Source organism: Clostridium cibarium (assembly GCF_014836335.1).
Lineage (GTDB): Bacteria > Bacillota > Clostridia > Clostridiales > Clostridiaceae > Clostridium > Clostridium cibarium.
Genome location: NZ_JACSRA010000008.1, coordinates 155,138 through 166,177 on the forward strand (window position 1 = coordinate 155,138; position 11,040 = coordinate 166,177).

Genomic DNA, 11,040 nt, shown 5'->3' on the forward strand with positions numbered 1-11,040 from the left:
TATATTCTGATACTATACAATATTTATACTAAGCATGAACTACTATCCATATATTCTCCAATTACATCTACTAAGTGTATAGGCGATACTTCATTTCTCGATAATATACTCAATATTTGAAATACCCACTCCTTTTTTGACGAAATATGTTTTACCTCTTCTCTAACACATCTAGTAATTATGCCTTCACTTTTATCTTCTCTTATGACTTCTATCCCATATTCCTTGATTCCATCTAATAAGTCTTCTGTTATTCTATAAATATACTTTCTTTCACTATTGTGTGAATATTGAGTTGTAACCTCTCTATTTAATAACATTCTCCCATCTCCTTTTATTTTTTCTCCCTTTTATAAATTAATATTATCATACCCAATAAGAAAACATTGTCAAAGGCTGTCCTCTTTTTCTAAAAATTATTATTTATTTAATGACATAAAAAAACTTATTATACCTTTCTTCTTTTTTAACTTTCTATTTTCAATTAATCTAGATATTGATATATGTCGATTCATAGGTTATTATTACTTAATTTAATAAATTAACTTTCTAAATTTCATATATGTTATCCCACTTGTAAATTACTTTCTCAGCAAGTTTTATTGAACAGTATAAAAACATATATTTCTTATTTATATAAGTTATATTCCATTATCTCTTATCAAACCAATTTAATTTTCTTATGAAACCAAAAACTTCTTATTTTAGTATTTCAAAATATACTTATAAACAAAAAAATTTAAGGGAAATAAAAAAACAAGCTATTACAGCCTGCTTTTTTATTTCCCTTAAACCTCTCAAATATACCACATTTGAAACATGAATACGTTATCATTCACAGTTTAATTATAGCACATTTATTTAAAATATCAATGTTTTATCCTTTGTTTTTCATATTATATTAGAATGCAGTTTTATTTATTGATCATTTGTAGCCTCATCACTCTCGTTTCTTCTTCCCCCAACAAATTTGAAATCTTCTGCAATAACTTCAGCAATATATTTTTTATTTCCTTCTTTATCTTCGTAGCTTCCTGTTCGTAATCTTCCGCTTAAGCTAATATAATTGCCCTTTTTTAAATATTTACATACTACCTCGGCTTTTTTACCCCAAACTGTTACTGGAATTAAATCTGCTTTCCTAGTCCCATCTGGGGATTTAAAATTTCTATCGACAGCAACTATGAACTTTGTAAATACTTTATCTCCAGCCTCTACAGTTCTAAGTTCAGGATCTTTTATAAGTCTTCCTAATATAATTATTTTGTTCATGTTAACACCTCCTGAATATTTTCATTTTAAGTGTTTCCATGAACAAAGATTAATATTCAACTATTTTTCCTATTTATTTAATTTTTTTATTCTTTGCCTATTTATATCTAAAACCGAATTAATTTCTACCCCAAACATGAAAATTATAGACGACAAAAATAACCATATCATTAAAATAAATACTGCAGCTAAACTCCCATAAAACTTCGAATAATTGTTATAATTATTAATATAGAATGAAAAAACAATTGAAATCATCAACCACCCTATAGTACTAAAAATAGCTCCTGGCAAAACTTCTTTCCATTTTAACATTTTAGATGGTGTATATCTATATATTGCTGCAAATACAAAAATTAAAACAAAAATAATTACTCCATATCTTAACACATTCCATATAACTCCTATAACTTCTTTAAGAGGTAGCATTTCTATTAGATGGTTTCCAATAACTCTTCCGAACACCAATGAAGCCAATGCCATTAGAACTGTTAATGCTAATGCTATAGTACTAATAAATGATACCATTGCTCTTCTTATATAGGTTCTTTCATCATGTATATTATAAGCCTTATTAATCCCTTTCATTACAGCTCTAAATCCTGATGATGCTGTCCATACGGCTAATATAATTGATATTCCCAATAAACCTGTGTTTTGTGATCCAAGAACCTCTAATATTGTAGTTTCTGTAAGTTCCATTACCGATATTGGTAATATAGTTCTCAATCCCTCTAGAACCTCCTTAGAATTTAGATGAATAAATCCAACCAGTGTAAGCAAAAACATTATGAATGGAAAAAATGAAAGAACTAAATAGTATGCCAATTGTGATGCTAGAGCAAATATATCATCTCTTTTTACCTTAACTATTAAGTGTATTAGTAAATCCATTTTGGAGTTTTTTTCATTATTCATATAATCACCAATCTATCCTTTTATTACTTTTTTTATTTTATGCTATTATTCTCTATTTTATAATTTTTAATGGTTGCCATTCCTCTGGCATTAGATTGAAATACTCTGAATTTGTATATCTATCATCAATAAGTAACACCCTACCTTTGTCCTCTTCAGTTCTAATTACACGTCCTACAGCCTGCATAACTTTATTCATTCCTGGATATATATATGCTATTCTTTCTCCTTCTTCGCTAAAATGATTCTTTATAATCTCTCCTTCTAATGAAACTTTAGGATACCCCACACCTACTACTATAGCTCCTATAAGTTTATCTCCAGGCAAGTCAATTCCCTCTGAAAACAATCCTCCAACTACACAAAAAGCAATTACATCTTCTCCTTCTTCAAATCTAGATAAGAACCTTTTTCTATCTTCATCATCCATATTAGCTTCTTGAGAAATTATATTATTAACTTGAAAATTATCTTCAATATAGAATTTTGCCTTATTAGCATATTCATATGAAGGAAAAAAAATCATATAATTTCCCTTTTGTATGTTTATAAACTCAAAAATCTTATTGCAAATTTGAGGTAATGTTTTATCCCTAGCCGAATATCTAGTATTCCCCTTATATAAATAAACTTCAAGGTTTTCTTTTGGGAAAGGGGATCTTAGTTTAAGTCTATAATCATTAATATCTCCTCCTAACACTTTAATGAAATACTGAAAAGGAGCTAAAGTTGCTGAAAAAAGTATTGTTGCTTTGAACTTATCCATAGTACTTTTAAGTTTTTCTGCTGGATCTACACAAAACATGGAAATAATAACATCATCTCTTTCTATATTAACGTACGTTACATAATCATCCCCATATAATTCTGAAATAGACAAAAAACTATTTATATCAAAATATATATCCAACAATAAATCAGTAAATCTAAACTTTTCTTTTCTTACAAGTACTTCTTCAGACTCTCTATGAAAGCTTCTTAATATTTTACAAAGTTCTTTAGGTACTTCCTTATAAAATATTGAATTTTTATCCTGAGCTTCACAATTTCTTTTCTCTTCTATAAATAATTTATTAATTTTATTTATAATCTTATATATATTAGGTAATACTCCCTTAACTTCTCTTCGTAAATTCAAAAATTCACTTTTACTTAATTTAGTGCTATATCCACTTCTTCCTCTATCAATTAAGTTATGTGCTTCATCCACAAGAATAATATTATTTTCCCCTTCATCATCAACTATGCGCCTAAGATAAACTTTTGGATCAAATATATAATTATAATCGCAAATTACCCCATCACACCATTTGACTAAGTCTAGAGATAATTCAAATGGACAAATCTTGTATTTATCTCCATAATAAATCAATTCCCGATACGAAATAAAATCTTCATTTTCTAACACTTCGAAAATAATATTCTTCACTTTATCATAGTAATTCTTTGCATAAGGGCACATTTCTTCATTACACTCAACCTTATCATTGCGACATATTTTCTCTTTCGCTGTTAGTGAAATTGATTTAAATACTAATCCTTGTCTTCTTAAGTCCTCCAATGTATCTTCTGCGACTTTTCTATTTACATTTTTGGCAGTCAAATAAAATATTCTATCAGCTAAACCTTTCCCTACTGCCTTAATACTTGGAAAAAGAGTTGAAATTGTTTTCCCAATCCCTGTAGGAGCTTGCAGAAATATCTTTTTTCCCTCTTTTATAGTTCCATAGCAAGCTCTTATAAGATCTAATTGTCCTGCTCTATATTCATTAAAAGGAAATATAATGCCCATTATAGTTTTATTTCGCATTTCTTTATGTTTAATTTCAACAAGTACATATTTCTTATAGTAACCTACTAACTCTTCTATATATGTTGCTAATTCTTCAAATTCATATCTATTTAAAAACGACTTAACTTCATTTGTTTCCAAATTATAATAACTTAGTTGAACATATATAGTAGAGATACATCTTTCTTTGCTTATCATATACGCATATATTTTTCCTTGACTCCAATGCATAATATTAAAATCATCATATATATCTCTAAGCGGTACATATGTAGATTTAATTTCTTCAACTATTATATTATCTCCATCTTTTATAATTCCATCGCATCTACCTTCTAAATGTAAAATAAAATCATCCATATCTATGTCTGTCTTTAAATAAACTTCTTTTTCATATTCCTTATAAATTTCTTCATTACTTTTCTGTAATTTTTGATGGGCTCTTACTCCCTCCAAAGCTCTAGCATTGGTTTTAAATCTATTATCTAAACTTCCTGATTTTAAAATTACTTCAACAAATTCTCGTACTGACTTTCTTACTTCAACTGCCATCATTCTTCACCTTAATTCTATATAAATAAAAAAATAGGAGAACTACGCTCTCCTATTCCGTACTGTAGTCATTAACAATTTTTTGTACCAGTTTTTTTATTGCACTTGCTTGTGAAAGCAAAGCCATCACACTAACAAACACTCTTATACGCTCTTCATCTTTTTTATCCAATTCAAGCGAGTCCATAATTTTATCTAATTTTCCTAAATCCCCAGTAGAATTCATTAAAATCGAGCCATAACTTTCCTGCTGAATTTCTTCAAATATTTTATATGCAGACTCCCATGATATTATATCATCATTTCTATCATTTATTTCATTAAATGCTAAACTAAATACTTTCTTAATTTCTTCTGTTGTCAATACTGGTCTCATATAACTCAAAAGTACAAGTTGCACCAAATGTATTTTAGTATAACCTCTCTTCTTACCATCCTCTGGCTTAGTTATAACTCCACTTTTAATATAATTTTGAACAACATTGCTGGTATACTTATCGTTAGGAAATTTATCATTTAAAAAATCAATTACTTGTGACAAAAACAAATCATATTGTGGTAAATCACTATATGGAATTGTACTACTACTTGATGGCTCATTTGCTAGTTCTTCTATATAATTAGAATCAAATTTATTACCCATATATATCCCACCTTTAAATGTTTATCGTTAATTATATTATATAGTACAAAAAAACTTATTACAAGTTACATTAACTATATTATTTTTATTGCTATTTTTTTAAATTAATAGTATATTATACATATACATATTTCGACAAATATTCTTTGTTTTCATAAGCCAATGTCAATTTTTATCATTTTTAATTTTATCGCTTTTTTTATGATTTTATTTCCATGTTTTGGTTTTTGCTGAATTGCTGTAATTATAGGTTCTTATCTAAAAAAAAAACTAATCATAAATATATTTTTTAAATGTAAACTATTGACATTTTCAAAAAATGGTAGTATATTCAATTTAGACATAGTTTAGAGAGAAATTTGTAAATATAAAAATATTTTTCACATTTTTAGTTGACTTTATATTACAAACTTGGTAACATAACATAGTAAAATGTCGAACAATGCAAATATAAGGAGGAATTTTAAATGAAATCAACAGGTGTAGTAAGAAGAGTGGATGAATTAGGAAGAATTGTTATTCCTATAGAATTAAGAAGGACTTTAGATATCGCAGAAAAAGATGCTTTAGAAATTTATGTAGATGGTGAACAAATCATATTAAAGAAATACGAACCAGCTTGTATCTTCTGTGGTGATGCTAGAGATGTTATAAACTATAAAGGTAAGAATATCTGCAAAAATTGTCTTGAAGAAATGAAGAACGGAAGATAATATACAGATACATATATTAATATTTTAATATAAAAAAAGTACCTCTATCCCCTAGAGGTACTTTTTTTATATTTCTAATTCTGTTGAGACCTTATACACTATATTTCTTTCTAAGCTTCTATCTTTTGCCACCTTTTTTACCGCTTCCTTTTTACTTAATCCTTCTTTTACAAGTAGTATTATATGCTCTTCTATAGTTAAATCTCTCCACTTCTCTTTATTTTCATTCTCTATCTCTTCCTGCTGCTTACCTTCAACAACTAGTACAAATTCACCTTTTATCCCCTTTTCAGAGAAGTACTCAATAACTTCTTTTATACGTCCTCTTTTTATTTCTTCATGCAATTTGGTCAATTCTCTACAAACAGCTATTCTTCTGTTTCCTAATTCCTCACATAATAAACTTAATGTGCTCAGTAATCTATGTGGGGATTCATAAAAAATCAAAGACTCTGTTACTTCTCTAATATCTTGAAATAATTTTTTTCTCTCCTTGGTTTCCCTTGATATAAACCCCCTAAATTGAAACTTTGTTGTATCCAAACCAGAGTATACAAGAGCAGTTGTTATCGCTGTCGCTCCTGGAAGAACTTCAAAATTTATATTATTTTCTATACATTTTTCAACGATGACCGCCCCTGGATCTGAAATCCCCGGAGTTCCAGCATCAGTTACAATAGCTATTACCTTACCTTTCTCTACATAATCTAATATCTCTTCACTTTTAGTTTGTTCATTATGTTTATGATAACTTATTAAAGTTTTTCGTATACTAAAATGATTTAATAATTTTAATGTTTGACGTGTATCTTCTGCTGCTATAATATCGGCATTTTGTAACACTTCTAACCCTCTTAATGTCATATCTTTTAGATTTCCAATAGGCGTAGGTACTAGAAACACTTTTCCTTCACTCATTGCTATTCGTTCCTTCCATAAATTGAATTTATTTCATCGCTATATCCACCTTCATCGTTATAAACATATAAAGGGGCTTCCCACTTTAAAAACTTTCCTCCATCCCTTTGCCCTTCTACTAAAACTATATTTGGTGCTTTTTTGGTATTAGGATGGACCATTCTTATTCTTTTAGGCTCCACACGATGCTTTCTCATAAGATTTAGTATGTCTACTAACCTTTCTGGTCTATGAACCATATAGATGCGGCCATTATCTTTCAGTAAGGTCCTAGAAGCTATTATGACATCTTCTAGCGTGCACATAACTTCATGTCTTGCTATAGCTAACTTATCTGATGGATTAACTATTCCTGTACTATTTAATTTATATGGTGGATTAACTGTAACCACATCAAATCTTCCCAAGCTTTTTAAGAACTCCAAATCTCTTAAATCTTCAGCATAAAACTTAATTTTATCTTGAACTGAATTAAGTTCTGTACTTCTTTGAGCCATATTAGCAATATCTTCTTGTATTTCTATCCCTACAACTTCTTTAGGCGAATATTTTCCCCATATCAAAAATGGTATTATTCCTGTGCCTGTACATAGATCAATAACTCTAAAGTTGTTCTTTACATTAGCAAAATCTGATAATAAAACTGCATCAACTCCAAATCTAAATGCATCTTTTTTTTGGATTAATTTTAATCCCTTTAACTGTAAATCATCAATGGATTCATCTTTATATATTTCATTATTATACATCTAATCAACTCCGCAAAAATGATACATATTATTATACATTAATACTCTGAAAGTCACAAATAAAAAAGCTATTTCAAATGAAATATCAATTTCATTTGAAATAGCTTATCCTTATAATACTAATTTAATATTCTTCTTCCTGCCATAAATGCATATACTGGAGATATCTTAATTACATCTCCTGTTTGTGGTGAATGTATCATCTGACCATTACCTATATATATTCCTACATGTCCTGCATGTGGAAATACTAAATCCCCAGGTTGTAATTCATCCCTTGAAACTGGTGTTCCTTGATTAATTTGAGTATACGTAGTTCTTGTTATATCAATTCCAGCTGCATGTGAATATACATACTGTGTAAATCCTGAACAGTCAAACCCAGCTGGAGTTGTTCCTCCATATATATATGCTAATCCCAAGAATTGATATGCATAGTTTACAATAGCTGATGTACTACCTGATTGACGTACTCCACCTACTACTACTCCCCTGTTTGTTCTTGCAGCTTCTTCATTCTTTTTCTTTCTTGCAGCTACATCTTTAGCTTTTTCTATAATATCATTTACATTTTTAATAACTGATTCACTCTTCAATTGTTTATCTCTAACTAGTCTTAATCTAGTAACAATATCCATAATTGAGCTAGATGTACTATTTGGATCATTCATTGCATTGTTCAGCGCATCAATGTCACCCTGCACAATTGCTTGCTCCATTGGAGTCATAAACTTTTTATTAAACTCATCTTGCTCTGCTTTAGCTTGCTCAACAAAAACTTGCTGTTCTGATCTCTTCTCATCAAGCTTAGATTTTTGTTCTTGTATATCTTCATTAAGATCTTCAATCTCATTTGCCTTTGTTCCTAATGAAGTCACTTTCTCATCAAGCTTCTTTTTATTATCAGTTAGGTCTTGTACAACTTTTTTATCTATGCTAACTAGTCTTCCAGCTGTATCAATCTTACTAATTAAATCGCTAAAACTATCTGCTGAGAATATTAAAGAAAGATAACTAGTTTGTCCACCAGACTTATATACCTCTCTCAATCTTTTTCCTAATACATCTTCTTTTTCAGAAATATCTACCTTAGCTTGATCAATTTCTTTATTTGTGTTTTTCACTTCTTTATTTATGTTATCAATTTGACTATTATTATCGTTAATTTTTATAGCTAACCCACTTATTTGATTATCAAATTCTTGAACCTTTTGATTTGTTTCATTTACTTTTGCTTGTAACTTTTCATAATCATCATGTACGTTAGTTAACTCCTGATCTGTAGGTGTTGCGCTAACCTGAATCGGCGGCACTACTGTTGTAAGAACAAGTATTCCTGCTATAAATGCAGATAATATTTTTTTCTTCATTCACAATGGTCTTTTAGACCATCCCTCCCTTCCTAAACTCAGTATATTCTTAATTATATAATAGATTATATCATTATATTCATTATCAAACAACTTGTCTAAGTATTTATGAGCCTTTTTTATCTTTTATTACCCTACATATATTCCATTATCCTATGAAATTCTACTATATCCTCTATATTGTAAATAATTTCATCATTTATTTATGACACTTTTCATTCAAATTATCTTATAACTTCCATTTGACATATCATACTCATCAATATATAATGATATATGTACCACGGGGTGTGGCGCAGATGGTAGCGCGCATGGTTTGGGACCATGAGGTCGCAGGTTCGAGACCTGTCACCCCGACCATAAAAAAGGCAGACAATTTGTCTGCCTTTTTTATTATATTACTATAATAAAATATTTGAGGTGAAATATGTTAAGAAATATGAATGCTGCAATTTTTGACTTAGATGGAACTCTTATTGATTCAATGTGGATATGGGAGAAGATTGATGTTAATTATCTTAATTCAAAAGGCATTGATCTTCCTCCTAACCTTAAAGATGAAATTAGTCATCTAAGTTTTGAACAAACTGCAATATATTTTAAATCAAGATTTAATTTAGATGATTCCATAGAGACAATCCTCTCCACTTGGAATAACATGGCTTATGAATATTATTCTAATGATGTTACTTTAAAACCTGGAGTAATACAATTCTTAAATTACCTTAAGAGCTTAAAAATTAAAATTTCCCTAGCCACAAGTAATAATACTACCTTGCTAAATGCAGCATTAAGATCTACTGGTATTGACCATTATTTTGATTCAATTACAACTACCGACGAAACAAAAAGTAATAAAAGTAAGCCCGATGTATATTTATTGGCTTCAAGAAAATTAAATGTTTCTCCTGAAAATTGTATTGTATTTGAAGATATATTAGAAGCTGTAAAAGGAGCAAAGTTAGCTAATATGAAGGTAGTTGCTGTTTATGATAAATCCTCATCATATCAAAAAAATGAATTAATATCAAATGCTGACAAATACATATATGATTTTAGAGAACTTTTATAATTGTAAAAAAACACTATGTAACTTATATACATGTACAAAAAAAACTCCTGTAAAGGAGTTTTTTTTATTTTCTTTCTACACCATATTTCGTCTCTAATTCTTTAACCACATCAAGATATTTTCTTTGTTGAGCTTCTTGAATTAATTGTCCTGTAACAGTCTCTTTAACTTCTTCAAAACTTTTTTCCTTTGGCTCATTTTTTTGTTCTACTAGTATTAAGTGATATCCAAATTGAGTCTTAACAACATCTGTTACTTTTCCTATTTCAGCTCCAAAAGCTGCATCTTCAAATTCAGGTACCATCATTCCTCTACCAAAAGATCCAAGATCTCCTCCTTGCTCTTTTGATGGACAAGTTGAATATTTTTTAGCTGCATCTTCAAATGTTATCTTACCTTCTTCTATTTCTGCCTTAATACTAGCCGCTTCATCTTCTGTAGCAACTAATATATGCTTAGCTGTTGCTGTTGGTTGATCCATAAACTTTTCTTTATTTTCATTATAATAGTTTTGAACTTCTTCATCAGTAATAGTTACTTCTGATAAAACTTTATTAATTGTCATTTGAATAAGAATTTCTTTAGCTAACTTTTTTACAGTTTCTTTATATTCATCTGTTTCATCTAATTTTATTTCTTCCCCAAACTTTCCGAATAATTCAAAAGCTATAGTTTGTTCTAATAATTGCTTTTTACTTTGTTCGTTATTCATATACATCCTTTTATCTTCTGGATATCTCATAATTATTTCATCAAGATCCCTATCTGTTATTTCATTTCCTGCAACAACTGCCCATACTTTATTCTCCATTGTTTATCTCCTTTTTATTTAAAATAGTATAGATACATTTTATCAATATATATTGATTATAACAACAACTTAATTTTTTTCCTTTTATCTCTTATATAAATATATTTTATTCTAACATTATATAAAAAAGCACTAACCTAAGTTAGTGCTTATCCTGGTGGCTCGACCAGGAATCGAACCAGGGACACGAGGATTTTCAGTCCTCTGCTCTACCGACTGAGCTATCGAGC

Annotated in this window: 11 protein-coding genes and 1 tRNA gene; 3 read left to right on the forward strand and 9 right to left on the reverse strand. The window is 29.0% G+C overall.

Annotation, left to right across the window (positions count from 1 at the left end):
* Positions 1-23 precede the first annotated feature (23 nt).
* From H9661_RS07100 to H9661_RS07120, 5 genes are all read right to left on the reverse strand, one after another.
* Positions 24-320 carry a DUF6514 family protein gene (locus H9661_RS07100; RefSeq protein WP_143315986.1) on the reverse strand — a complete coding sequence of 99 codons (297 nt, stop codon included), beginning with the start codon at positions 318-320 and terminating at the stop codon, positions 24-26.
* Positions 321-918: 598 nt separating this feature from the next.
* Complete coding sequence (locus tag H9661_RS07105; protein ID WP_143315987.1) at positions 919-1,272, reverse strand: single-stranded DNA-binding protein; 354 nt, start codon at positions 1,270-1,272, stop codon at positions 919-921.
* Between the two features lie 69 nt (positions 1,273-1,341).
* Complete coding sequence (locus tag H9661_RS07110) at positions 1,342-2,190, reverse strand: YihY/virulence factor BrkB family protein (RefSeq protein ID WP_143315988.1); 849 nt, start codon at positions 2,188-2,190, stop codon at positions 1,342-1,344.
* Positions 2,191-2,242: 52 nt separating this feature from the next.
* The gene (locus tag H9661_RS07115) at positions 2,243-4,534 is read right to left on the reverse strand and encodes an ATP-dependent DNA helicase (RefSeq protein ID WP_243129564.1); all 2,292 of its coding nucleotides are present in this window, start codon (positions 4,532-4,534) and stop codon (positions 2,243-2,245) included.
* A 52-nt stretch (positions 4,535-4,586) separates the two neighbouring features.
* Complete coding sequence (locus H9661_RS07120; protein WP_191767999.1) at positions 4,587-5,177, reverse strand: DUF1836 domain-containing protein; 591 nt, start codon at positions 5,175-5,177, stop codon at positions 4,587-4,589.
* Between the two features lie 467 nt (positions 5,178-5,644).
* On the opposite strand from H9661_RS07120, the gene H9661_RS07125 reads away from it, so the two are divergent.
* Complete coding sequence (locus H9661_RS07125; RefSeq protein ID WP_143315991.1) at positions 5,645-5,890, forward strand: AbrB/MazE/SpoVT family DNA-binding domain-containing protein; 246 nt, start codon at positions 5,645-5,647, stop codon at positions 5,888-5,890.
* Positions 5,891-5,956: 66 nt separating this feature from the next.
* Here the strand turns inward: H9661_RS07125 and rsmI are convergent, their stop codons facing one another.
* From rsmI to H9661_RS07140, 3 genes are all read right to left on the reverse strand, one after another.
* Entirely contained in the window at positions 5,957-6,808 is an 852-nt protein-coding gene (gene rsmI / locus H9661_RS07130) for a 16S rRNA (cytidine(1402)-2'-O)-methyltransferase (RefSeq protein ID WP_191768000.1), read from the reverse strand.
* Between the two features lie 2 nt (positions 6,809-6,810).
* Positions 6,811-7,557, reverse strand: coding sequence for a tRNA1(Val) (adenine(37)-N6)-methyltransferase (locus H9661_RS07135; protein ID WP_191768001.1), 747 nt, complete (start codon positions 7,555-7,557; stop codon positions 6,811-6,813).
* A 119-nt stretch (positions 7,558-7,676) separates the two neighbouring features.
* Positions 7,677-8,927 carry a C40 family peptidase gene (locus tag H9661_RS07140; protein WP_143315993.1) on the reverse strand — a complete coding sequence of 417 codons (1,251 nt, stop codon included), beginning with the start codon at positions 8,925-8,927 and terminating at the stop codon, positions 7,677-7,679.
* A gap of 284 nt (positions 8,928-9,211) precedes the next feature.
* Between H9661_RS07140 and H9661_RS07145 the strand changes: the two genes are divergently transcribed.
* A tRNA-Pro gene (locus tag H9661_RS07145) sits at positions 9,212-9,287 on the forward strand.
* A gap of 67 nt (positions 9,288-9,354) precedes the next feature.
* Positions 9,355-9,999: an HAD family hydrolase gene (locus H9661_RS07150; RefSeq protein WP_191768002.1), complete on the forward strand. Its 645-nt coding sequence runs from the start codon at positions 9,355-9,357 to the stop codon at positions 9,997-9,999.
* Between the two features lie 64 nt (positions 10,000-10,063).
* On the opposite strand, the gene H9661_RS07155 is transcribed toward H9661_RS07150, so the two are convergent.
* Positions 10,064-10,810, reverse strand: a complete 747-nt coding sequence (locus tag H9661_RS07155; protein WP_191768003.1) for a peptidylprolyl isomerase — start codon at positions 10,808-10,810, stop codon at positions 10,064-10,066.
* Positions 10,811-11,040: the final 230 nt, after the last annotated feature.

Excerpts from the sequence above, each read along its gene's own strand:
- H9661_RS07100 (WP_143315986.1), bottom strand. The coding sequence starts at position 320 with ATGTTATTAAATAGAGAGGTTACAACTCAATATTCACACAATAGTGAA.
- H9661_RS07105 (WP_143315987.1), bottom strand. The coding sequence starts at position 1,272 with ATGAACAAAATAATTATATTAGGAAGACTTATAAAAGATCCTGAACTT.
- H9661_RS07110 (WP_143315988.1), bottom strand. The coding sequence starts at position 2,190 with ATGAATAATGAAAAAAACTCCAAAATGGATTTACTAATACACTTAATA.
- H9661_RS07115 (WP_243129564.1), bottom strand. The coding sequence starts at position 4,534 with ATGGCAGTTGAAGTAAGAAAGTCAGTACGAGAATTTGTTGAAGTAATT.
- H9661_RS07120 (WP_191767999.1), bottom strand. The coding sequence starts at position 5,177 with ATGGGTAATAAATTTGATTCTAATTATATAGAAGAACTAGCAAATGAG.
- H9661_RS07125 (WP_143315991.1), top strand. The coding sequence starts at position 5,645 with ATGAAATCAACAGGTGTAGTAAGAAGAGTGGATGAATTAGGAAGAATT.
- rsmI (WP_191768000.1), bottom strand. The coding sequence starts at position 6,808 with ATGAGTGAAGGAAAAGTGTTTCTAGTACCTACGCCTATTGGAAATCTA.
- H9661_RS07135 (WP_191768001.1), bottom strand. The coding sequence starts at position 7,557 with ATGTATAATAATGAAATATATAAAGATGAATCCATTGATGATTTACAG.
- H9661_RS07140 (WP_143315993.1), bottom strand. The coding sequence starts at position 8,927 with ATGAAGAAAAAAATATTATCTGCATTTATAGCAGGAATACTTGTTCTT.
- H9661_RS07150 (WP_191768002.1), top strand. The coding sequence starts at position 9,355 with ATGTTAAGAAATATGAATGCTGCAATTTTTGACTTAGATGGAACTCTT.
- H9661_RS07155 (WP_191768003.1), bottom strand. The coding sequence starts at position 10,810 with ATGGAGAATAAAGTATGGGCAGTTGTTGCAGGAAATGAAATAACAGAT.